The organism is Streptomyces cylindrosporus (genome assembly GCF_022698165.1).
Taxonomy (GTDB): Bacteria; Actinomycetota; Actinomycetes; order Streptomycetales; family Streptomycetaceae; genus Streptomyces; species Streptomyces cylindrosporus.
The window spans coordinates 591,144-615,421 of the sequence record NZ_JALDAY010000005.1; the positions used below are offsets into that span (position 1 = coordinate 591,144).

13 protein-coding genes are annotated in these 24,278 nt (G+C 70.4%); 1 reads left to right on the forward strand and 12 read right to left on the reverse strand.

What is annotated here, in order from left to right; translation table 11 throughout:
* Positions 1-60: 60 nt before the first annotated feature.
* From glgB to MQP27_RS19070, 5 genes are all read right to left on the reverse strand, one after another.
* Positions 61-2,604 (reverse strand): 1,4-alpha-glucan branching enzyme, encoded by a 2,544-nt coding sequence (glgB, locus tag MQP27_RS19050; protein WP_242766387.1) that lies wholly within the window; start codon positions 2,602-2,604, stop codon positions 61-63.
* Positions 2,605-2,639: 35 nt separating this feature from the next.
* On the reverse strand, positions 2,640-4,028 hold the full coding sequence (locus tag MQP27_RS19055; RefSeq protein ID WP_242766388.1) for a maltokinase N-terminal cap-like domain-containing protein: 1,389 nt from the start codon (positions 4,026-4,028) through the stop codon (positions 2,640-2,642).
* A 92-nt stretch (positions 4,029-4,120) separates the two neighbouring features.
* On the reverse strand, positions 4,121-5,821 hold the full coding sequence (gene treS / locus MQP27_RS19060) for a maltose alpha-D-glucosyltransferase (protein ID WP_242766389.1): 1,701 nt from the start codon (positions 5,819-5,821) through the stop codon (positions 4,121-4,123).
* Complete coding sequence (locus MQP27_RS19065) at positions 5,818-7,869, reverse strand: alpha-1,4-glucan--maltose-1-phosphate maltosyltransferase (RefSeq protein ID WP_242766390.1); 2,052 nt, start codon at positions 7,867-7,869, stop codon at positions 5,818-5,820. Before MQP27_RS19065 ends, treS begins: the two co-directional genes overlap by 4 nt.
* A gap of 227 nt (positions 7,870-8,096) precedes the next feature.
* Positions 8,097-9,299, reverse strand: a complete 1,203-nt coding sequence (locus tag MQP27_RS19070) for a S8 family peptidase (RefSeq protein ID WP_242766391.1) — start codon at positions 9,297-9,299, stop codon at positions 8,097-8,099.
* A 260-nt stretch (positions 9,300-9,559) separates the two neighbouring features.
* On the opposite strand from MQP27_RS19070, the gene MQP27_RS19075 reads away from it, so the two are divergent.
* On the forward strand, positions 9,560-12,178 hold the full coding sequence (locus tag MQP27_RS19075) for a glycosyltransferase family 1 protein (RefSeq protein ID WP_242766392.1): 2,619 nt from the start codon (positions 9,560-9,562) through the stop codon (positions 12,176-12,178).
* A gap of 34 nt (positions 12,179-12,212) precedes the next feature.
* Here MQP27_RS19075 and MQP27_RS19080 read toward each other — a convergent pair whose 3' ends face one another.
* The 7 genes from MQP27_RS19080 to MQP27_RS19110 all read right to left on the reverse strand — a co-directional run bounded on the left by MQP27_RS19080 (position 12,213) and on the right by MQP27_RS19110 (position 24,245).
* Positions 12,213-12,731 (reverse strand): DUF1990 domain-containing protein, encoded by a 519-nt coding sequence (locus MQP27_RS19080; protein ID WP_242766393.1) that lies wholly within the window; start codon positions 12,729-12,731, stop codon positions 12,213-12,215.
* Between the two features lie 69 nt (positions 12,732-12,800).
* A complete protein-coding gene (locus MQP27_RS19085; protein WP_242766394.1) occupies positions 12,801-14,465 on the reverse strand; it encodes a M4 family metallopeptidase in 1,665 nt (554 codons plus the stop codon).
* Positions 14,466-14,772: 307 nt separating this feature from the next.
* Positions 14,773-16,791 carry a M4 family metallopeptidase gene (locus MQP27_RS19090; protein WP_242766395.1) on the reverse strand — a complete coding sequence of 673 codons (2,019 nt, stop codon included), beginning with the start codon at positions 16,789-16,791 and terminating at the stop codon, positions 14,773-14,775.
* 249 nt (positions 16,792-17,040) lie between these two features.
* Positions 17,041-18,792, reverse strand: a complete 1,752-nt coding sequence (locus MQP27_RS19095; protein WP_242766396.1) for an ABC transporter ATP-binding protein — start codon at positions 18,790-18,792, stop codon at positions 17,041-17,043.
* Positions 18,789-20,558: an ABC transporter transmembrane domain-containing protein gene (locus tag MQP27_RS19100; RefSeq protein ID WP_242766397.1), complete on the reverse strand. Its 1,770-nt coding sequence runs from the start codon at positions 20,556-20,558 to the stop codon at positions 18,789-18,791. Before MQP27_RS19100 ends, MQP27_RS19095 begins: the two co-directional genes overlap by 4 nt.
* A 22-nt stretch (positions 20,559-20,580) precedes the next feature.
* Positions 20,581-22,449, reverse strand: coding sequence for an ABC transporter ATP-binding protein (locus tag MQP27_RS19105; protein WP_242766398.1), 1,869 nt, complete (start codon positions 22,447-22,449; stop codon positions 20,581-20,583).
* A complete protein-coding gene (locus tag MQP27_RS19110) occupies positions 22,446-24,245 on the reverse strand; it encodes an ABC transporter ATP-binding protein (protein WP_242766399.1) in 1,800 nt (599 codons plus the stop codon). Before MQP27_RS19110 ends, MQP27_RS19105 begins: the two co-directional genes overlap by 4 nt.
* Positions 24,246-24,278: the final 33 nt, after the last annotated feature.

A 24,278-nucleotide genomic window follows, 5' to 3' on the forward strand; every position in this document is an offset into this window, starting at 1 on the left:
CTCAATCCCCCCCGTGGACCAAAGACGTCGACCCGGCCAACTATAGGACGACGGCTGCGCTCAGGCGGGCCGCAGCCACACCGTCGCGAGCGGCGGCAGGGTCAGCCGGATGCTGGCCGGGCGGCCGTGCCAGGCCAGCGGCTCCGGCTTGATGACGTCCGGGTTCGTCACGTCGCTGCCGCCGTACTTGCCCGTGTCCGTGTTCAGGCTCTCGTGCCAGGCCGGGACGTCGTCCGGGGCGCCCAGGCGGTAGTCGTGGCGGACCACCGGGGAGAGGTTGGAGACCGCCAACAGGGGGGTGCCGTCGGTGGCGAAGCGGAGGAAGGCGAAGACGTTGTCCTCCGCGGCGTCGCCCACGATCCACTCGAAGCCCGCGGGAACCGTGTCCTGTTGCCACAGGGACGGAGTGTGACGGTAGACCGTGTTGAGATCGCGGACCAGGTCACGCACGCCCCGGTGGTCGGCCTCCGCGCCGTACGCCGGGTCCAGCAGCCACCAGTCGGGGCCGTGCGCCTCCGACCACTCGGCGCCCTGCGCGAACTCCTGGCCCATGAAGAGGAGTTGCTTGCCGGGATGGGCCCACATGAAGGCCAGGTAGGCCCGCAGGTTGGCGCGCTGCTGCCACCAGTCGCCGGGCATCTTCGACACCAACGACCGCTTGCCGTGGACGACTTCGTCGTGCGAGATGGGCAGGACGTAGTTCTCGCTGTAGGCGTACACCATCGAGAAGGTCATCTCGTTGTGGTGGTACTTGCGGTGCACCGGCTCGTGGCTCATGTAGTCCAGCGAGTCGTGCATCCAGCCCATGTTCCACTTCAGGCCGAAGCCGAGCCCGCCGAAGCCGCCCGGGCCCCGGTGGTGGGTCGCGCGGGTGACACCGTCCCAGGCCGTCGACTCCTCGGCGACGGTCACCACGCCCGGCACCCTCCGGTACACGGTCGCGTTCATCTCCTGGAGGAAGTCCACCGCGTCCAAGTTCTCCCGGCCGCCGTGCACGTTCGGGACCCACTGACCGGGCTCACGCGAGTAGTCGAGATAGAGCATCGACGCGACGGCGTCGACCCGCAGCCCGTCGATGTGGAACTCCTCGCACCAGTAAATGGCGTTGGCGACAAGGAAGTTGCGCACCTCGCGGCGGCCGTAGTCGAATTCGAGAGTCCCCCAGTCCGGGTGTGCGGAGCGCAGCGGGTCCTCGTGCTCGTACAGCGGGCGGCCGTCGAACTCCGCCAGCGCCCAGTCGTCGCGCGGGAAGTGCGCCGGCACCCAGTCCATCAGGACGCCGATGCCGGCCTGGTGGAGGGCGTCCACCAGGTACCGGAAGTCGTCCGGGGTGCCCAGCCGGGCCGTCGGCGCGTAGAAGCCGGTGACCTGGTAGCCCCAGGAGCCGCCGAAGGGGTGCTCGGCGATCGGCATCAGCTCGACATGGGTGAAGCCCAGGTCCTTGACGTACGCGGGAAGCTGTTCAGCCAGTTGACGGTACGTCAGCCCAGGCCGCCAGGACGGGAGATGGACCTCGTAGACGGAGAACGGCGCCTCGTGCGCGGGCAGTTCGCCGCGGCGGGCCAGCCACTCCTCGTCCCGCCACTCGTGGTGCGCGGCGGTGACGATCGACGAGGTCTCGGGCGGGGCCTGGGTGCGGCGGGCCAGCGGGTCGGCACGCAGGGTCTTCGAACCGTCCGGGCGGGTGATCTCGAACTTGTACAGCTCGCCCTCGCCGATGCCGGGCACGAACAGCTCCCACACCCCGGAGGAGCCCAGCGAGCGCATCGGATAGCCGGTGCCGTCCCAGAAGTTGAAGGTGCCGGCCACGTGCACACCGCGCGCGTTCGGCGCCCACACGGAGAAGCGGGTGCCGGCCACGCCCTGGTGCGTCATCGGGTGCGCGCCCAGCACCTGCCACAGGTGCTCGTGCCGGCCCTCGCCGATCAGATGCAGGTCGAGATCGCCGAGCGTCGGCAGGAAGCCGTACGCGTCCTCGGCCTCCTGGACCGAGCCCTCGTACGTCACGAGGAGCCGGTAGGCCGGGACCTCGGTCAGCGGCAGCAGCCCGGAGAAGAACCCGTCCCCGTCGTCGTGCAGCTCCGCCCGCAGCTCCCCGGCGACGACGGTGACAGACAGGGCGTACGGCCGGAACGCCCGGACGGCGACACCGCCGGGCACGGGGTGGGCCCCGAGCACGGTGTGCGGGTCGTGATGCGTACCGGAGAGCAGCCGCTCCCGGTCACCGGCGTCGACGGCGGGCGACGCGGCCTCCGGCGGTTGAGCAGGAGTCGGGGCGGCGGCCTTTTCGGCGGCGGCGGTGACCTTCTTGGCGGCGGTGGCCTTCGTGGCTGTCGTCTTCGCCGCCGTCGCCTTCACGGTCGTCTTCCGCGCCGCGGTCTTCTTCGCGGTGGCCTTCTTCGCCACCGGCGCCTCGGCGGCCTTCGCGGTCTTCTTCGCGGCCGTCTTCTTCGCCGTCGTCTTCTTGGCCGCCGTCTTCTCGGGAGCGGCCGTCTTCTCCGTGACCTTCTTCACCGCCTTCTTCACACTCTTCGCGGCTTTGGCGGCCTTCTCCTCGGCCGTCTTCTTGGGATCCGAACCGCTGGATGTGGGGCGGGGGGTCACGGGCGGCGCCTCCTCGGCGAGGGTCGGGAAGGGGTTCAGTACAGGTCGGTGGTGGCGTAACGCTCGATCGCCGTCATCGGGACCGAGAGCCAGTCCGGGCGGTGCCGGGCCTCGTAGACGACCTCGTAGATCGCCTTGTCCGTTTCGTAGGCGCGCAGGAGTACCGGGTCGGTGCGCGGGTCGCGGCCGCTGACCTCCGCGTACCCGGAACAGTAGGCCGCCCGGCAGGTGTCCGCCCACCCCTCTGCGGGAGGTCCGGCCGAGTGGGCCGCGTAGTCGAAGGACCGCAGCATCCCGGCGATGTCCCGCACCGCGGGCTGCGGCATCCGCCGCTCGGCCAGCGGCCTGGCGGGCTCGCCCTCGAAGTCGATCAGGAACCACTCGCCGTCCGGCGCGCGCAGACACTGCCCGAGATGCAGGTCACCGTGGACGCGCTGCGCGGTCCAGGTCTGTCCCTCCGCGGCCAGGTCGGCCAGCGCGCTGAACGCCGAGTGCAGCGCGGGCACGTACGGATGCAGCGCGGGCACCGCCTGCGCGGCCGCCTCCAGGCGCTCGATCATGCCGTCGGCGAGCCGCTGCAACTGGGTGTGGCCGAGCGTGACGGTCGGCAGCGCGCGGGCCAGCGCCAGGTGCACCTCGGCCGTGGCCCGCCCCAGCGCCCGCGCCTCGGCGCCGAAGTCCTCGCCCTTGGCCAGCTCGCGCAGCGCCAGCTCCCAGCCGTCGGCGGCGCCCTGGAGGAAGGGCTGGAGAACACCGAGGACGTACGGCTCCCCGGCCAGCTCGGCCCGCAGCCACGCCGTCGGCGCCGGCACCCGGGGGCAGTGCTCGCGGGCCAGCGCCAGCGGCAGCTCAAGATCGGGGTTGACGCCGGGCACCACCCGGCGCAACAGCTTCAGGATGAACGTATCTCCGTAGATCACCGACGAGTTCGACTGCTCGGCGGTGACCGCCCGGGGGACCAGCCCGGCGCGGATCTCCTGCCCCGCCTCCCGGTCGAAGCGCAGCGCGCCGATGCGGGCCCGGGTGCGCATCGCCTCCAGGAGCACCTCGGCGGGCCGGGTGTCGTACAGGGCGTCGTACACCGTGCGGCCGGCGAGCGGGCCCTCCTCCACGTGTCCGATCAGCGCGGGCGCCAGCCGGGGCGGCAGCGCCTCGCGCACGCCTATGAGGAGCTGGTAGCAGTCGCCGGGGTGCGGCTCGGCGCCGATCGAGGACGGCTGGTGCGCGCGGACGAGGAGGTGGTACAGGCCCAGCTTGGCCGTGGCCGGCAGCAGCTCGGTGGCCGCGACCAGCGAGAACCCGGTGACCGGCCGTCCCTTGCCCGCGAACCAGCGCTGCCTCGGCAGCCACTCGCGCAGCAGGGGGTCCAGTGACGCAAGGAGGCCGGGGCTTGTCGTGGCGGTACGGGTGACGGCTTCCGACATGGCGTCGCGTCCTTTCCCCGGGGGCGGGGTGTTACGTATGCGTGCCCCGGGTGGGACAGGGGAAACCGCCCCATCCCGGGTTCTCGGAGGCTCTACACGGGGTCCTTGCGGAGCCGGAACCAGTAGAAGCCGTGCCCCGCGAGGGTCAGCAAGTACGGCAGCTCACCGATGGCCGGAAAGCGCACTCCGCCGAAGAGCTCGACGGGGTGCCGGCCGTTGAAGGTCCTGAGGTCCAGCTCGGTGGGCTGCGCGAACCGCGAGAAGTTGTGCACGCACAGCACGAGATCGTCCTCGTACTCGCGCAGGAACGCGATCACCGCCGGGTTGGACGACTGGAGCTCCGTGTAGGAGCCGAGTCCGAAAGCGGCGTTCTGCTTACGGATCTCGATCATGCGGCGGGTCCAGTGCAGCAGCGAGGAGGGCGACGCCATCGACGCCTCGACGTTGGTGACCTGGTAGCCGTAGACCGGGTCCATGATGGTCGGCAGATACAGCCGCCCGGGGTCACAGGACGAAAAACCTGCGTTGCGATCAGGTGTCCACTGCATCGGCGTGCGTACGGCGTCCCGGTCGCCGAGCCAGATGTTGTCGCCCATGCCGATCTCGTCGCCGTAGTACAGGATCGGCGAACCGGGCAGCGACAGCAGGAGAGCCGTGAACAGCTCGATCTGGTTGCGGTCGTTGTCCAGCAGGGGCGCCAGCCGCCGCCTGATCCCGATGTTGGCGCGCATCCGCGGGTCCTTGGCGTACTCCGCGTACATGTAGTCGCGTTCCTCGTCGGTGACCATTTCGAGCGTGAGCTCGTCGTGGTTGCGCAGGAAGATGCCCCACTGGCACTTCGACGGGATCGCCGGGGTCTTCGCCAGGATCTCCGAGACGGGGTAGCGGGACTCGCGGCGCACGGCCATGAAGATCCGCGGCATGACCGGGAAATGGAAGGCCATGTGGCATTCGTCGCCGCCGCTCTGGAAGTCGCCGAAGTAGTCGACGACGTCCTCGGGCCACTGGTTGGCCTCGGCCAGGATCACCGTGTCCGGGTAGTGCGCGTCGATCTCCTTACGCACCCGCTTGAGGAACTCGTGGGTGGCGGGGAGGTTCTCGCAGTTCGTGCCCTCCTCGGCATACAGATAAGGCACGGCGTCGAGACGGAAGCCGTCGATACCCAGGTCCAGCCAGAACCGCAGCGCGGAGATCATCTCCTCCTGCACGGCAGGGTTCTCGTAGTTGAGGTCCGGCTGGTGGGAGAAGAACCGGTGGAAGAAGTACTGCTTGCGGACCGGGTCGAAGGTCCAGTTGGAGGCCTCGGTGTCGACGAAGATGATGCGGGCGTCGGCGTACTGCTTGTCGTCGTCGGCCCACATGTAGTAGTCGCCGTACGGCCCGTCGGGGTCCTTTCTGGACTCCTGGAACCACGGGTGCTGGTCGCTGGTGTGGTTCATCACGAAGTCGATGATCACGCGCATGCCGCGCTGGTGCGCTGCGTCCACGAACTCGACGAAGTCTGCGAGGTCACCGAATTCGGGCAGGACGGCGGTGTAGTCGGAGACGTCGTAACCGCCGTCCCGCAGCGGTGACTTGAAGAACGGCGGCAGCCAGAGGCAGTCGACGCCGAGCCACTGCAGATAGTCGAGTTTCGCGGTCAGGCCCTTGAGGTCGCCGACTCCGTCGCCGTTGCTGTCCTGGAAGGAGCGGACGAGGACCTCGTAGAAGACCGCGCGCTTGAACCATTCCGGGTCACGGTCCTTGGCGGGGGTGTCCTCGAAGGTGTCCGGAACGGGTTCGTTGACGATCATATTGTGGGTGACCCTCCGATCTGCGGGGTGGACGGTCGCAGGACGGTGAACACGTGCGCGGGACGGGTGCCCGGTTCCAGGCGCACGTAATTCGCCCTGCCCCAGTGATAGGTCTCGCCGGTGAGCTCGTCGCGCACCGGCACCGACTCGTGCCAGTCCAGGCCGAGTTGCGGCATGTCCAACGAGACCGTGGCCTCCTGGGTGTGGTGAGGGTCGAGGTTGACGACCACCAGAACCGTGTTCGAGCCGCTCCGTTTCGAATACGCGATCACCGCGTCCTGGTCCGCGTGGTGGAAGTGGAGGTCGCGCAGCTGACGGAGGGCGGGGCTCGCACGCCGGATCGCGTTGAGCTTGGTGATCAGGGGCGTGATGGTGCGGCCTTCGCGTTCGGCGGATTCCCAGTCGCGTGGGCGGAGTTGGTATTTCTCCGAGTCCAGGTACTCCTCGCTGCCGTCGCGCAGCGGGAGGTTCTCGCACAGTTCGTAGCCGCTGTAGAGGCCCCAGGTGGGGGAGAGGGTGGCGGCGAGCACGGCGCGCAGCTCGAAGGCGGGCCGGCCGCCGCGCTGGAGGAACTCGTGCAGGATGTCGGGGGTGTTGACGAAGAAGTTGGGCCGCATGTAGGCGGCCGTCTCCCGCGACAGCTCGGTGAGGTAGTCGGTCAGTTCCTGCTTGCTGGTGCGCCAGGTGAAGTAGGTGTACGACTGCTGGAAGCCGATCTGGGCGAGGGTGCGCATCATCGCCGGCCGGGTGAACGCCTCGGCCAGGAAGATCACGTCCGGGTCGGTGCGGTTGATCTCCGCGATCACGTGCTGCCAGAAGACGACCGGCTTGGTGTGCGGGTTGTCCACCCTGAAGATCCGCACCCCCAGGTCCATCCACAGCCTGAGGACCCGCAGGGTCTCGGTGATCAGGCCGTCGAGGTCGGCGTCGAAGGCGATGGGGTAGATGTCCTGGTACTTCTTGGGCGGGTTCTCGGCATACGCGATGGTGCCGTCGGGGCGGTGGTGGAACCACTCGGGGTGTTTGTGCACCCAGGGGTGGTCGGGGGAGCACTGCAGGGCGAAGTCGAGGGCGATCTCCAGGCCGTGCCGGGCGGCTTGCTGCACGAACCAGGCGAAGTCGTCGAGGGTGCCCAGCTGGGGGTGGACGGTGTCGTGGCCGCCCTCGGGGGAGCCGATGGCCCAGGGCACGCCGACGTCGTCGGGGCCGGCGGAGAGGGTGTTGTTGCGGCCCTTGCGGAAGGTGGTGCCGATGGGGTGGATCGGGGGGAGGTAGACGACGTCGAAGCCCATCGCGGCGATCGCCGGCAGGCGGCGGGCGGCGGTGCGGAAGGTGCCGTGCGGCTGCTGGGGGGTGCCCTCGGAGCGGGGGAAGAACTCGTACCAGGCCCCGTACAGGGCGCGTTCCCGCTCGACCAGGAGGGGCAGGGTGTCGGAGGCGGTGACGAACTCCCGCAGCGGGTGCGCGGCCAAAACCGCGTCCACCTCCGGCGTCAACGCCGCCGCCAGGCGGGAGGCGGCGGGGCGGGCCTCGTCGCGCAGCGCGTCGACGGCGCTCAGTACTATGTCACATAGCACTGGCGGCACCCCCTCGGCCGCCCGCTCGTACAGCCGCGCCCCTTCCTCCAGCACCAGCTCCGTGTCCATCCCCGCAGGGATCTTGATCTGGGCATGGTGGCGCCAGGTGGTGATCGGGTCGCCCCAGGCCTCGACGGTGTACGTCCAGTGGCCGGGGTCGCCGGCGGTGACGGTGGCGCCCCAGCGGTCGGTGCCGGGGGCGAGCTCGCGCATCGGCGTCCAGGGGCCCGGAGTGCCGTCAGGGGCGGTCAGGACCACATTGGCGGCGACCGCGTCGTGGCCCTCGCGGAAGACGGTGGCCGAGATCTCGAAGGACTCGCCGGTGACGGCCTTGGCGGGCCTGCGGCCGTGCTGGACGACCGGTTGGACGTCGAGGACGGGTATGCGCCCGATGCCGGCGGTGGCCTGGGGCGTCGAGGGCGGTTCGGTACGGGGTGTCGGGGGTGCCGACGAGTGGTGCGTGGCGGGCATGACCGCTCCTGTCCGCGTCAACGTGGGTGGGCGGATGGTTATGGGGAGGGGGTCCTGCGTGGGGTCTATCGTGCAACGTACCGGAGGAGCCTTCCCACCCTTTTCGGGTGAGCATTCCGGAACTTTGTTAACTACTCACGCGTATGTCTACACACAAGACCGGCCCCGCTCGTGAACGAACGGGGCCGGAATCCAGACTCTCGGATGACGAGCCCGGGACTCTGCCACTAAGAGGGCGGCACCTGGAGAAGTTCGTCCGGCGAGCCGAGGCCGCGGCCGGAGACCTTCCCGGACACCGCCAGCTTGACCAGCGCCTTGGCGACCTGCGCCGGCGTGGCCGTCGGACGGTCGGCCAGGTAGAGCGCGGCCGTGCCCGTGACGTGCGGTGTCGCCATGGACGTACCGGAGAAGGTGGCTTTTCCGGTGTCGCTCGCGTAGGAGGCCGAGGTGATCGAGACTCCGGGGGCGAACAGGTCGACGGCCGAGCCGAAGTTGGAGAAGCTCGCCCGGGTGTCCGCCTTGTCGGTCGCGCCGACCGTGATCGCTTCCCGGACGTCCGCCGGGGAGTAGAGCGCGGCGGGCAGGCCGTCGTTCCCGGCGGCGACGGCGTACGTGACGCCGGACGCGATCGAGTTGCGTACGGCGGCGTCGAGCTGGGCGTTGTGGTAGCCGCCCAGGCTGAGGTTGGCGACCGCGGGCTTGTGCGCGTGCCTGGTCACCCAGTCGATGCCCGCGATGACCTGGGCCGTCGTACCGGAACCGTTGTTGTCGAGGACCCGGACGGCGACGACCTTCGCCTTCTTGGCCACGCCGTACTTCGTGCCGGCGATGGTGCCGGCGACGTGCGTGCCGTGGCCGTTGCCGTCGGAGGCGGTCTTGTCGTTTCCGACGAAGTCCCAGCCGTAGCTCGCGCGGCCGCCGAAGTCCTTGTGGCTGATCCGGATGCCGGTGTCGATGACGTACGCGGTCACCCCGGCGCCCGCGGACTCCGGCCAGGTGTAGCTGCGGTCCAGCGGCAGGCCCTGCTGGTCGATCCGGTCCAGACCCCAGGACGGCGGGTTCTGCTGGGTGTGGTCGAGGCTCACGCGGGTGTCCTGGACGACCGAGGCGACCTGTGAGTCCGCGGCGAGCCGCTTCGCCTGTCTCTCGTCGGCCCTGATCGAGTAGCCGTTGAGGACCGTGCCGTAGGTATGGCTTATTTTCGCCCCGTATTTCTCGGCTATGCCCTTACCGGCGGCCGACGGAGCCTTCGCACCCCCCTTGAGTGTCACCAGGTAGCTTCCGCCGACGGAGCCGGGCTCACCGGCGCCGAGTATCCGCCCCTCCGGTACGGCGTGCGCGGGCAGGGTGGTGGCCGACAGCGTGGCGGCGCAGGCCACCGCGGTCAGTCCCGCTGCCCAGCGCAGACGCCGTGTTCGCGTCCGCGTCATGGTCGAGTTCCCCTCCCTTTGACTCCGTTGGGCAGCGTCTCGTGCGGTGTGAAGCGCCACAAGGGGGCCTACGGGGGCGGAATCGGCCATGTCGGCCATGGGGGACGAGTGAAGGTTGCGGCGATTTCCGGACTGTGTCCGGCTGCGGGGTGGTGTTCGACGTCCCGTGGTTAGGAGACCCCTCTCCCCGATACCGTCGGGGATGACGACAGGACGCACACCGCGGTGCGTCCTCTTCCGCACGCCTGACGAGGTGGCAAGTGAAGGCTATCCGTCGATTCACCGTCCGACCTGTCCTGCCCGAACCCCTCCTGCCGCTCAGCGACCTGGCCCGCAATCTGCGCTGGTCCTGGCACGCGGAGACCCGAGACCTGTTCCAGTCCGTCGACCCCGAGCGCTGGGCCGCCTCGGACGGAGATCCCGTACGGCTCCTGGGCAGCGTGTCGCCGACGCGACTGGCGGAGCTCGCCGAGGACCGCCGCTTCCTGCGCCGGCTCACGGCGGTCGCGGACGATCTGCGCGACTACGTCACCGGCGACCGCTGGTACCAGGCCCAGCCCGGTGAACTCCCCGCCGCCGTCGCCTACTTCTCACCCGAGTTCGGCATCACGGCCGCCCTGCCGCAGTACTCCGGCGGCCTCGGCATCCTGGCCGGCGACCATCTCAAGTCCGCCAGCGACCTGGGCGTTCCGCTGATCGGTGTCGGCCTGCTCTACCGGCACGGCTACTTCCGCCAGTCCCTGTCCCGGGACGGCTGGCAGCAGGAGCACTACCCGGTCCTCGACCCCAACGAGCTGCCGGTGGCGCTGCTCAAGGAGAGCGACGGCACCCCCGCCCGGGTCTCCCTCGCCCTGCCCGGCGGCAAACAGCTGCACGCCCGCATCTGGCTCGCCCAGGTCGGCCGCGTCCCGCTGCTGATGCTCGACTCCGACGTCGAGGAGAACGACGTCGGCGAACGCGGCGTGACCGACCGGCTCTACGGCGGCGGCAGCGAGCACCGGCTGCTGCAGGAGATGCTGCTCGGCATAGGGGGCGTGCGCGCGGTGCGGACGTACTGCCGGCTCACCGGTCACCCGGCGCCGGAGGTCTTCCACACCAACGAGGGCCACGCAGGCTTCCTCGGCCTGGAGCGCATCGCCGAACTCTGCGCCGAGGGGCTGGACTTCGACTCCGCGCTCGAGGCGGTGCGCGCGGGGACCGTGTTCACCACGCACACCCCCGTCCCGGCCGGCATCGACCGCTTCGACCGCGAGCTGGTGGCCCACCACTTCGGCCCCGACGCCGAACTCCCGCGCATCGACGTCGAACGCGTCCTGCGGCTCGGCATGGAGACCTACCCCGGCGGTGAACCCAACCTCTTCAACATGGCCGTGATGGGCCTGCGCCTGGGCCAACGCGCCAACGGGGTCTCGCTGTTGCACGGCCAGGTCAGCCGGGAGATGTTCTCCGGGCTGTGGCCCGGGTTCGACCCGGAGGAGGTGCCGATCACCTCCGTCACCAACGGCGTGCACGCCCCCACCTGGGTCGCCCCCGAGGTCTTCCGGCTCGGCGCCCGGCAGATCGGCGCCCAGCGCACCGAGGACGCGATGACCGTCGGCGGCTCGGACCGCTGGGACGCGGTCGGCGACATCCCCGACCAGGACATCTGGGAGCTGCGCCGCAGCCTGCGCGAGCAGCTCGTCGACGAGGTGCGCGAGCGGCTGCGCGCCTCCTGGCGGCAACGCGGGGCGGGCACCGCCGAGTTGGGCTGGATCGACGGGGTCCTCGACCCGGACGTCCTCACCATCGGATTCGCGCGGCGCGTCCCCTCGTACAAACGCCTGACGCTGATGCTGCGCGACCGGGACCGGCTGATGGACCTGCTGCTGCACCCCGAGCGGCCGATCCAGATCGTCGTCGCCGGCAAGGCGCATCCGGCGGACGACGGGGGCAAGCGGCTCGTGCAGGAACTGGTGCGGTTCGCGGACGACCCGCGGGTGCGGCACCGGATCGTCTTCCTGCCCGACTACGGCATGGCGATGGCGCAGAAGCTCTACCCCGGCTGCGACATCTGGCTCAACAACCCGCTGCGCCCGCTGGAGGCCTGCGGCACCTCCGGCATGAAGGCGGCGCTCAACGGCTGCCTCAACCTCTCGGTCCTGGACGGCTGGTGGGACGAGTGGTTCCAGCCCGACTTCGGCTGGGCGATCCCCACGGCCGACGGCACGGGCACCGACCCCGACCGCCGGGACGCCATAGAGGCCGACGCCCTCTACGACCTCCTCGAACAGCGGGTGGCCCCCCGCTTCTACGAGCGCGGACAGCACGGACTGCCCGACCGCTGGATCGCGATGGTCCGCCAGACGCTGACCCACCTCGGCCCGAAGGTGCTGGCGGGACGCATGGTCCGCGAGTACGTCGAACGCCTCTACACCCCGGCCGCGCACGCCCACCGCGCGATGGACCCCGACTCCGCGCGCGAACTCGCCGCCTGGAAGGGGCGGGTGCGGGCCGCGTGGCACGGGGTGACCGTCGACCACGTGGAGACCTCGGCCGCCACCGCCACCGCGGAACTCGGCACGACGCTCGGGCTGCGGGTGCGGGTGGGCCTCGGCGACCTGAGCCCCGACGACGTCGAGGTGCAGGTCGTCTCCGGCCGCGTCGACCCGGAGGACCACATCGCGGACGCGACGACGGTGCCGCTGAAACCGGCGGGCGGCCCGGACCCGGAGGGCCGCTGGGTCTACGAGGGCCCGCTCTCCCTGGAGCGCACCGGCCCCTACGGCTACACCGTCCGTATCCTCCCCGAGCACCGACTCCTCGCGTCCGGCGCGGAGTTGGGCCTGGTGGCGGTGCCCTCGGAGGAGGCCGCGGAGGGGGCGGGGGTGCTGTTCCGGTGAGATCCGGGTTGTTCCGGTGAGATCCGGGTGAGCCCTAGAACTCCGACACGGGGGCGCACAGCCTCTGCAGGACCTTGCCGCAGCGCCGCGCGTACGCGGTCTGCAGCCCCCGTGTCGCCGGGCCGCCGGCCCTCGCGTACCACTTGGCCGCGCGGCTGAAGGCGGTCACGGTCAGCCAGACCGTGCCGTCACCGGTGCGTTCCACGACGAAGGACTCCTCGCCGCACTCCGGGTGCCCGGTCAGCGTGCCGTACGCCCAGCCGGCGCGGCGGGGTTCCTCGACCGTGTAGACGATCCGGCACGGGGCCTTGATCATGCCGGCGAGGGTGACGGTGACGTCGACGTCCTCGGCGGCGCGTGGCGCGCTCGCTTCGACGCCCACGCCGAGCTCGCGGTGCATCTCCCAGGTGAGCACCGCCTCCGACGCCCTGCGGAAGACCTTCTCGCCCTCGCCGATGCGCGTACGCACATGCAGCGGGCGGAAGCCGGGCGGGCAGAAACCGCCGCGGCGGGTGCCGCCGACGTCGTCGTACGTGAAGTCCTCCATGCGCATGGGACACAAGGGTAGGGCGGCACCCGGGAATGCCTTCGCCCCGGGTGCCGCCCGCCAACCCCCCTCGGGCTAGCTGACGTTCACGGCCGTCCAGGCCGCCTTGACCGCCGCGTACTCGGTGCTGCTGGAGCCGTAGAGGGCCGCGGCGGCGCTCAGGGTGCCGGTGCGGGCGCCCGAGTACTTGGTGGTGGAGGTGAAGTACTCGGTCAGCGCCTTGTACCAGATCTGCAGCGCCTTGTCCCGGCCGATGCCGGTGACCGTGGAGCCGTTGTACGTCGGCGAGTTGTAGCTCACGCCGTTGATCGTCTTCGAACCGCTGCCCTCCGAGAGGAGGTAGAAGAAGTGGTTCGCGACGCCGGACGAGTAGTGGACGTCCAGGTTGCCGACGGAGGAGGACCAGTAGTCCGCCGAGCCGCCGTCCTTGCTGGGCTTGTCCATGTAGCGCAGCGGGGTGCCGTCGCCGTTGATGTCGATCTTCTCGCCGATGAGGTAGTCGCCCACGTCGGAGGAGTTGGCCGCGTAGAACTCCACGCCGGTGCCGAAGATGTCCGAGGTGGCCTCGTTGAGGCCGCCGGACTCACCGCTGTAGTTGAGGCCCGCGGTGTTGGCGGTGACGCCGTGGCTCATCTCGTGGCCGGCCACGTCCAGCGAGGTCAGCGGGTGGGTGTTGCTCGACCCGTCGCCGTAGGTCATGCAGAAGCAGTCGTCGTCCCAGAAGGCGTTGACGTAGCTGCTGCCGTAGTGGACGCGGGAGTAGGCGCCGACACCGTCGTTCTTGATGCCGGAGCGGCCGAAGGTGGACTTGTAGAAGTCCCAGGTCTCCTGCGCACCGTAGGCGGCGTCGGCGGCGGCGGTCTGGTCCGTGGTGGAGCTGGACGCGGCACCGGTGCCCCACGTGTTGTCGGCGTCGGTGAACAGCGTGCCGGTGCCGGAGGACGTGGTGTGCTTCAGGTTGTAGGTCTTGTGACCGCCGCGGGTGGTGTCGTACAGCTGGTACGTCGAACCCGACAGGGTGGTGGTCAGGCTGACCGTGCCCGAGTACAGGGTCTTGCCGGTACCGGTGGCGTTCTCGATGGCCTGGTACTCGTAGAGCTTCTTGCCGGTCGCGGCGTCGGTGATGACGTGCAGCGCGTTCGGCGTGCCGTCGTCCTGGAGGCCGCCGACGACGGTCTCGATGGCGAGGACGGGCGTGCCCGAGCCGGCCCAGATGACCTTGCGGGCCTTGTCCGCGGAGGTCTTGTCCGAGCCCGCGGCCTTGGCGGCGGTCAGGGCCTGCTTCTCCGCCTTGGCGGTGGTGATGGCCGGCTTGAGCGAGGCCACCTTGATGGTCGCCTTGGTCGCCTTGGTGACGCTCGCGGTCTTGCCGTCCTTCGTCGCGACGACCAGGTCGCCGCCGAGGACCGGCAGGCCCGCGTAGGTGCGCTCGTAGCGGGTGTGCACCGTGCCGTCGGCGTCCTTGACGACGTCCTTGACGACCAGCTTCTCCTTGGTGCCGAGGCCTATGTTCTGGGCGGTCTCGGCGGCGCCGGCCTCGGCCTTCTGGATGAGCGAGACGCGAGAGGCGTTCGACAGCGCGGCGGCCGCTGCGGCCGGCCGAGCACTGGCCGTGTCCGCCTGGGTCGGGGCGGCGGAGGCCACACCGGTGGTCAGACCGGTGGTGAGCAGGGCTCCGGCGGCGACAGCGGTCGCGATGGCCAGAGTCGAGCGCTTGTGACGCGCGTAGAGGGGGGTCACACAAGCTCCTTGTGGTGGGGGAGTCCTGACCCGGAGTGGGGCTGCCGGGCAAGGGGTTGCTGTGAAGTTGTGCGGCGGTTGTGAGGAAGAGTGACATCAAGGCGCGTACATGTCAGGACCCTCAAGTGATGTTGGCTGAAAAACGACCCCCGGGTGAACATTGCAGGAATGTAAACCGAGTTGACCTGGGTAAAGCGGCAATCATCGGTGCGTAAGAGGGTGGCAAAAAGAGGGCGCCGCCCCGGTGGGTCGAACCACCGGGACGGCGCCCTGAATCCGGGCCGAGGGGCCGCTCGGGCCCTGCGGTCTACGGGAAGGTCAGCTTCCAGCTGTTGATCGTGCCGACGTCCTGTGCGGCCTGGTCCTGCACCCGCAGCTTCCAGGTGCCATTGGCCGATTCGGACGAGGCGTTCACCGTGTACGTGTCCGTCACGTTGTCCGCCGAGTCGGAGGAGCTGAAGTTCTTCAGGCGGTACGCGGTGCCCGACGGGCCGATCAGATCGATGACCAGGTCACCGCGCCAGGTGTGGGTGATGTTCGGCGTCACCTGCAAGTTGGAGGGTGCGTTTCCGGTCCGGCCGGAGACGGTGATCGACGAGGTCACCGCGGGCCCGTTGTCCGGGATCGACACGGGCGTGGTGCTCTCGTACGACGTCCCGGTGCCGCCGCCCCCGCCGGAGCGCGCCCCGACCGCGACACCCGCCCACGCGTCCTGCACCGCCTTGTACTCGGCGGACGTGGTGCCGTACAGCTCACCGGCCGCCGCGAGGGTGCCGGTGCGGGCGCCCGCGTAGTTGGTGGTGGACGTGAACTTCGTGGTCAGCGCCCGGTACCAGATCGCGAGGGCCTTGTCCCGGCCGATGCCGGTGACCGGAAGCCCGTCCGCGGTGGGCGAGTTGTAGCTGACGCCGTTGATGACCTTGGCGCCGCTGCCCTCGCTCAGCAGATAGAAGAAGTGGTTCGCGGGACCGGACGAGTAGTGCACGTCGATCGACCCGATGCCGGAGTACCAGCTGTCCTTGGACGCGCCGTCCTTGCTCGGCTTGTCCATGTAGCGCAGCGGGGTGCCGTCGCCGTTGATGTCGATCTTCTCGCCGATGAGGTAGTCGCCGACGTCGGAGGAGTTGTTGGCGTAGAACTCCACACCGGTGCCGAAGATGTCGGAGGTCGCCTCGTTCAACCCGCCCGACTCGCCGCTGTAGTTGAGGCCGGCGGTGTTGCTGGTGACGCCGTGGCTCATCTCGTGGCCCGCCACGTCCAGCGAGGTCAGCGGGTCCGCGTTGCCGGAGCCGTCGCCGTACGTCATGCAGAAGCAGCTGTCGTCCCAGAACGCGTTCACGTACGAGTTGCCGTAGTGCACGCGGGAGTAGGCGCCGACGCCGTTGTTCTTGATGCCTGAGCGGCCGAAGGTGTTCTTGTAGAAGTCCCAGGTGACCGCGGCGCCGTAGTGGGCGTCCGCGCCCGCGGTGGCCGCGTTCGACGTGGTGCCGTTGCCCCACGTGTTGCTGGTCTGCGAGAACAGCGTGCCGGTGCCGGACGTGCCGTGGTTCAGGTTGTACGTCTTGTGGTTGCCGCGGTCCCCGTCGGTCAGGTTGTAGTTCGAGCCCGACTGGGTCGTCGTCAGCGAGACCGTGCCGCTGTACTGCGTGTTGCCGGTGCCTGTGGCGTTCTCGATGCCCTGGAACTCGTAGAGCTTCTTGCCGGTGGTCGCGTCCGAGATGACGTGCAGCGCGTTCGGGGTGCCGTCGTCCTGGAAGCCGCCGATGACCGTCTCGTAGGCGAGGACCGGCTTGCCGGTGGCGGCCCAGATCACCTTGCGGGCGCTGTCGGCGGACGCCTTGGTCCCGCCGAGGGCCTTCGCGCGGGTCACGGCCTGCTTCTCGGCGGTCGCCCTCGAGATGTCCGGGGTGACGTCGGAGACCTTGAGGGCGGCGTTCGTCGCCTTGATGACGCCCTTGGTGGCACCCGACTTGGCGGTGTCGACGACCAGGTCGCCGCCGAGCACCGGGAGGCCCGCGTAGGTGCGCTCGTAGCGGGTGTGCAGCGTCCCGTCGGCGTCCTTGACGACGTCACGGGCGACGAGCTTCTCCTTGGCGCCGAGGCCGATGTCCCTGGCGGTGGCCGCCTTCGCCGCGTCGGCGTCGCGTATCAGCTCGGCGCGCTGGGACGGGGTGAGCCTGACGGCCGCGTGGGCCTTGTTCGTGGCGGAGGCCTGGGCCGGGGCGGCGGACGCGGCGCCCGCCTGGACGGCCGCGGCGAGCAGCGCGGTGACGCCGGCGACGGCGACGATGTGGGAGGTGCGTCTGCGAGAGGAACTGCTTCTCAACACTGACTCCTTCTGCGTGGCCGCGGGTCGCGCGGCCAGGGGAGATCCGGACGGTGGGTCGACCGTCCGGGCAGAACCGGGGTGGAGCTGTGGGGTTGCTGTGTTGAAGCTGTGGGAAGGGTGGCAGCAGTCTGCGGTTTCTGTCAGGACCGCGTCAGAAAGTTGGCCGGAAATGGTTCGTTGTCCGGGTGTTCATGTTCGTTATGCGGACCTGTTGTCGGATCGTGAGCGGTCCGGTGGTCGCACGTGTCAGGCGGACTCGCCGTGCCAGGTGTGCCACAGCGCCGCGTACGCCCCGTCCGCCGCCACCAGTTCGTCGTGCGTGCCGAGTTCGGTGAGCAGGCCGTCCTCCATCACCGCCACCCGGTCCGCGTCGTGCGCGGTGTGCAGGCGGTGCGCGATCGCGATGACGGTACGGCCCTCCAGTACGGCGGCCAGGGCGCGCTCGGTGTGCCGGGCCGTGGTCGGGTCGAGCAGCGCCGTCGCCTCGTCGAGGATCAGGGTGTGCGGGTCGGCCAGCACCACTCGGGCGAGGGCGAGTTGCTGCGCCTGCGAGCCGTCCGTACGGCGGCCCCCCTCGCCCAGCGCGGTGTCGAGGCCGTCGGGCAGCTCCCGTACCCACTCGTCGGCGCCGACCGCGGTGAGCGCCGCCCACAACTCCTCGTCCGTGGCGGCCGGTTCGGCGATCAGGAGGTTCTCCCGGACCGTGCCGAGGAACACGTGGTGCTCCTGCGTGACCAGCACGACCTGGCGGCGCAGCTGTTCCGGCCCGAGGCCGACGACGGGCACACCGCCGACGGTCACCGTGCCCTCGGTCGGCGCGTCGACGCCCGCGAGGAGCCGGCTGAGCGTGGTCTTCCCGGCGCCGGACGGGCCCACGACCGCGAGCCGTTCCCCGGGCCGCACGGTCAGGTCGACCCCGCGCAGCACCTCGCCGCCGCGGTCGTACGCGTACCGCACACCGGTGACGTCGATGCGGTCGTCGGCGGGGGCCGGGGAGTCGCCGTCGGGCGTGTTCCTCGGAGCGGCGGCCAGGCCCTCCACCCGCGCGAACGAGGCGCTGCTGCTCTGGAGTTGCTCGACCCGCATCAGGATCTGGTCCAGCGGCTCGGTGAACTGCCGCAGATACAGCGCCGCCGCGACGACGTCACCCACACCGACCGCGCCGTGCGCGTGCAGGACACCGCCGAGCAGGAGCACGCCGGCCACGGGGACGGTGTACGACACCTCGACGGCCGGGAAGAACACCGAGCGCAGGAACAGCGTGTACAGGCGCGTCCGCTTCGACTTGTCCAGCGCGTCCCGGCTCGCCGCGATCCGCCGCTCCTGGAGCCGGAACGCCTCCACCGTGCGGGCCCCGGACGCCGTCGCCGCGAGGATCTCGGCGACCTCCGAGGTGGCCGCGCCCTCGGCGAGGTAGCCGTCCCGGGCGCGGCGCAGATACCAGCGCAGCGCGAACCAGATCGGGGTCAGCCCGAGCACGCCGAAGAGGCCGAGCACGGGGTCGATGACGAAGACGGCGCCCATCACGAACAGTGCCTGCACGCCGCTGACGAGGAGTTCGGGGCCGACGTCGCGGAGGGTGTAGCCGACGGTGCTGACGTCGGCGGTGCCGCGGGCCGTCAGGTCGCCGGCGCCGGCGCGCTCGACGACGGACGCGGGGAGGGCGAGTGCGCGGTCCACGAACTCCTCGCGGACCCGGGCGAGGGTGCGTTCGCCGAAGCGGTGGCCGACGTAGCGGGCCCAGCGGGCGAGGAGGAGCTGGGCGACGGAGCAGACGAGGATGCCGAGCGCGAGGCGGTCGACGGCGTCCACTCCGTGGCCGGCCCGCACCTCGTCGACGATCCTGCCGAGCAGCCACGGGCCGCCGAGGCCGGCCGCGGCGGCGAGGGCGTTGAGGAGGAGCGCGGCGGTGAAGGCCCTGCCGTCGGCTCGCATCAGGCGGAGGGAGGCCTTGCGGACGGCTGCGGGTTCGGCGACGGGGAGCTGTCCCGTTGTCATCGCACGGCCTCCTCGGCATCGTTGTCGCGCGCCACGAGGGCCTGGTAGCCGGGGACTCGGGACAGCAGCTCGCGGTGGGTGCCAGTGGCTTCGACCTTGCCGTCGACCAGGTAGTGGACGGTGTCCGCGTGGTCGAGGAGCAGGGGGGAGGTCGTTGTTACGACGGTGGTGCGGCCGGTACGTGCGTGTCGCAGCCGTTCCGCCACGGTTGCTTCGGTGTGTGCGTCCAGTGCCGAGGTCGGTTCCACGGCTAGGAGGACTTCCGGGTCGGTGAGGAGGGCTCGGGCCAGGCGGATGCGTTGGCGTTGGCCGCCGGAGAGGTTGCGGGCCTGGGCGTCTATCGGTGAGTGGATGCCGTTGGGGAGTGCTTGGACGATGTCTTCGGCTGCGGCTGCGTGGATTGATTGCGCGAGAGGGGTTGCCTCTTGTTGTTGTGGGGCGTCTGCGGGTTGGTTGTGGCTGGTCGCGCAGTTCCCCGCGCTCCTGAAATCGCTGGCGCCTATTACTTCGTGCAGGGGGCCTGCGAACAACGCTGCCTCGTTGTCCGCCACCAGGATGCGGGCTCGTAGTTCTGCGAGCGGGATCGCGTCCAGTCGGGTTCCGCCCCAGGTCGCCGTCGACGGCGTGTAGCGGCCGAGGCGGTCGACGACCTCCGCTGCGTCCCCAGGCCTGGCGCTCACCAGGGCGGTCAGGCGGCCCGGCAGCACCCGTACGTCCGACGTCGGGTCGTGGAGGGTGGACGGTTCCGCGGGGGCCGGGGTCGTGCCCTCGTCGGGCTCTGGCTCGACGTGCAGCAGGCGTACGACCCTGCGGGCCGCCACCACGCCCCTGTTGAGGTCGTACGTCATCTGGATGAAGAACGCCACCGGGCCCACCAGGACCGACGCGTAGCCGTACACCGCCACCAACTCGCCGATGCTGATGGTTCCTTGGGCGGCCAGGCGGGCCGCCAGCCATGTCACCACCGCCAGGAACAGGGTGGGCAGGCCCACGCCCAGGGCCTGCATCCAGCTGGCCACCGCGCCCACGCGGTAGCCCTGGCGGCGGAGGCGCCCGGAGTCGCGGCGGAAGGCGTCCGCGAACAGGCCCTTGCCGCCGAGGCCGTTGAGGACGCGCAGGCCGCCCGCCAGGTCGCCGATGCGGGCCGTCAGGATGCCCTGGCGTTGCCGGTACTCGGACTCGGCGCCCTGGAGGCGGACGGTCAGCGGGCCCGCGCACAGGACGATCACCGGTATGCCGAGGAGGACCACCGCCGCGAGTTGCGTCGAGATGTCGAGGAGGAGGCCCGCGACGAAGGCGTAGACGACCACCGCACCCGCGCCGGGCCCGACCACCGTCAGGGACTGGGAAATCGTCTGGACGTCGCCCACACCGATCGTCACCACCTCGCCCGCGCCGGTCCGGCGGGACAGGGCCGCGCCCAGGCGTACCGCGTGGCCGACCACCACCTTGACCGTGCGGAGGTTGGCGTCAAGGCGGACCCGGGTCATCGTGCGGTGGCGCATGATGCTCAGCCACGCGTTGACCGCCCCGACCGCGAACAGCAGCACGGTCCACCAGGCGAGCGTGGCCAGGTGACCGGGCACCAGGCCGTCGTCGATCGCCCGGGACATCAGATACGGCCCCGCGGCGATGAGTACCATCCACACGCTGGCCAGCAGCGCCCCGGCGACGCACCGGGCGAGCTGGCGGCGGACCAGCCACCACAGGTAGTGCCAGCCGCCGCGGCGGTCCGGTGTGCCCGGGTCCTCGTACGCGTCGATCATGTGCCCCCGTCCCGTTGTGTCGTTACGCCAGGCTGTCCCGCCACGCCCGGTGCAGATCCGCGAACCGGCCCGTACCCGCGACGAGTTCGGCCGGGCTGCCGTCCTCCACGATCCGCCCGTGCTCCATGACCAGCACCCGGTCGGCGATCTCCACCGTGGACAGGCGGTGGGCGATGACCACGGCGGTACGGCCCCGCAGGACCGTCGACATCGCGCGCTGCACGGCCCGTTCGCCCGGCACGTCGAGCGAGCTGGTCGCCTCGTCGAGGATGAGGACCGCCGGGTCGGCCAGCAACGCCCGTGCGAAGGCCACCAGTTGGCGCTGGCCCGCGGAGATACGGCCGCCGCGCTTTCGTACGTCCATGTCGTACCCGTCCGGCAGCGCGCTGATGAACTCGTGCGCGCCGATCGCCTTCGCCGCCCGCTCGATCTCCTCGCGCGTGGCGTCCGGGCGGCCGATGGCGATGTTCTCGGCGACCGTGCCGGAGAACAGGAACGCCTCCTGCGTCACCATCACCACCCCGCGCCGCAGTTCGGGCACGGCCAGCTCGCGCAGGTCCACGCCGTCCAGCAGGACCCGGCCGTCCGTCGGGTCGTAGAAGCGGGCCAGCAGCTTGGCCAGGGTCGACTTGCCGGCGCCGGTCGTGCCGACCACGGCGACCGTCTGCCCGGCCGGGAGGGTGAGGTCGAAGCGGGGCAGGACCTCGCCGCCGGTGCGGTAGCCGAAGCGGACGCCGTCGAAGACGACCTCTCGGCCGGGGTGGTCGCCCTCGAGTGCCGGGAGTTCCACGGGAGTCGACGGCTCCGGCACGGACGGCGTCTGCGCGAGCAGCCCGGCGATCTTCTCCAGGGAGGCCGCCGCCGACTGGTACGCGTTCAGGAACATGCCGAGCCGGTCGATGGGGTCGTACAGGCGGCGCAGGTAGAGGACCGCGGCGGCGAGCACGCCCAGTTCGAGGGAGTCGCTCGCCACCCGGTAGGCGCCCCACAGCACGATCAGCGCGACGGCCGTGTTGGCGACCAGCCGGGAGCCGACGACATAGCGGGCCATCTCCAGCAGCGCGTCGCCGTTGACCCGTTCGTGCCGTCGGTTGAGTTCGCGGAACTCGGTGTCGTTGACGGCCTCGCGGCGGAAGGCGCGCACCGGGCGGATGCCGTTCATCGTCTCGACGAACTTCACGATCACGGCCGCGATCGCGGTGGAGCGGACCCGGTACACCCGAACCGCGCGCCGCTGGTAGAGCCGTACCAGCAGATACAGCGGTACGAAGGAGGCCACGGCGACCGCCCCGAGGCCCGGGTCCAGCCAGAGCAGCATCGCCGAGATGTAGACGAAGGACAGGACGACGGTGACGAGTTCCTGAAGGCCTTCGTTCAGGAGCTCGCGCAGGGACTCGACGTCCGTGGTGGAGCGGGAGATGAGACGGCCGCTCGTGTACCGCTCGTGGAAGTCGATGCTGAGTGCCTGCGCGTGGCGGAAGATACGGCCGCGCAGGTCGAGCAGCACGTCCTGGCTGACGCGGACGGAGGCCAGCACGAACGCGTACTGGAGGCCGCCGGAGACCAGCGCGCACAGCAGATAGCCCACGGCCACCGCGATCAGCGGGCCGTGGTCGTGGTTCCGGAACGCCGGTACGGCGTTGTCGATCGCGTACGCCACGAGGAGCGGGCCCGCCTGGACCGCGGCCTGCTGGAGCAGCAGGAGGAGCGTGGTGAGGGCGACGCGGGCCTTGAGGGGGGTGAGGAGGGAGCGCAGGAGGCTTGCGGTGGCGCCCGGGGGAGTGGGCAGGACGTCCTTGTCGAAGGGGTCCGTCGGGTCCGCCGAGTCCTTCGGGCGGGGGAGGTCCGGGTCGTCGTCCGCCGTGGGGGCGGACGTGGTGGGAGCCGTCATCGGTCGTCCTCCGCTTCCCCGGTGCCGGACATGAGGTGGGCGTACTCGGCGTTCGTGCGCAGCAGTTCGTGGTGGGTGCCGACGGCGGTGATACGGCCGCCGGAGAGGAGGGCGACGCGGTCCGCCAGGAGGACCGTGGAGGGGCGGTGCGCGACGATCAGCGCGGTGGTGTCGGCGAGTACGTCGCGCAGGGCGGCTTCCACCGCGGCCTCGGTGTGTACGTCCAGTGCGGACAGCGGGTCGTCCAGTACGAGGAAGTGAGGGCGGCCGACGACCGCCCGTGCCAGCGCCAGCCGTTGACGCTGGCCGCCGGAGAGGCTGAGGCCCTGCTCGCCCACCTGGGTGTCGGTGCCGCTGGGGAGGGCGTGGGCGAATTCGGCCTGCGCGACGGAGAGGGCACGGTCGAGGTCGGCGGCGCCTGCGGTGTCGTCGGCGCCCATGAGGACGTTCTCGCCGACGGAGGCCGAGAAGAGGGTTGGCTCTTCGAAGGCGACGGCCACTTTTGAGCGCAGCTGCTCGCGGGGCATGGCGGTGATGTCCTCGCCGTCGAGTGTGATGCGGCCGGAAGTGAGCTCGTGGAGGCGGGGGACGAGGGCGGTGAGGGTTGTCTTGCCGCTGCCTGTGGCTCCTACCAGGGCCATGGATTCGCCTGGGCGGATGTGGAGGTCTATGCCGTTGAGGACGGGTGGGGAGTCTTTGGGGGCGTCGGGGTAGCGGAAATGGACGTTTTGGAACTGGAGGCCTTCGTTGTCGGGTGCGGGTGCGTGGGGGCTGGTCGCGCAGTTCCCCGCGCCCCTTGCCGCCTCCGGCGGCTCGTCCATCACCTCGAAGTACCGTTCCGTTGCCGTTGCCGCCTCCTGGCTCATCGCCAGCAGGAAGCCGATCGAGTCCACCGGCCATCTCAGGGCCAGTGCCGTCGACAGGAACGCCACCAGCGTTCCCGCCGACAAGTCGCCGTCGGCGACCTGCACCGTGCCCAGGACCAGTGCCGCTCCGATCGCCACCTCCGGGAGCGTCACGATGACGCTCCAGATCGTCGCGAGCAGGCCGGCCTTGCGGAGTTCCGTGCCCCGCAGGGTCTGCGACAGGTTCCGGAATGCCCGTGCCTGGCTGCGGTGGCGGCCGAAGCCCTTGATGATGCGGATGCCGAGGACGCTCTCCTCCACGACCGTCGTCAGGTCGCCCACCTGGTCCTGGGCCAGGCGCGCCACATGGGCGTAGCGCTTCTCGAAGATCACGCAGGTGATCATCACGGGGACGGCGGGGATCAGGATCACCAGGCCCAGGGTCCAGTCCTGGAGCAGCATGATGGTCACGCCGACCAGGATCGTCACGCCGTTGACCAGCAGGAAGGTCAGGGGGAAGGCCAGGAACTGGCGTAGCAGCATCAGGTCCGTCGTGCCGCGGGAGAGCAACTGGCCGGAGGCCCAGCGGTCGTGGAAGGCCACCGGCAGGCGCTGGAGGTGGCGGTAGAGGTCCGCCCGCATCTCCGCCTCGACATGCGACAGGGGGCGGGCCACCAGCCAGCGCCGCAGGCCGAACAGCAGGGCCTCGGCGATGCCCAGCAGCAGGAGGTACAGCGCCCCCAGCCACACGCCCGCCGGGTCGCGGTCGGCGACCGGGCCGTCGACCATCCACTTCAGGACGAGCGGGATGACCAGGCCCACGCAGGAGGCGACCACGGCGACGAACGCGGCGGTGAACAGCCGGGTCCGGACGGGCCGGACGTAAGGCCACAGGCGCAGCAGGGTTCGTACGGCCGACCGGTCCTTGGTGGTTGCACGTGTCGTGGGCATCAGCAGTGAGCCTACGGATCGGCACTGACATCG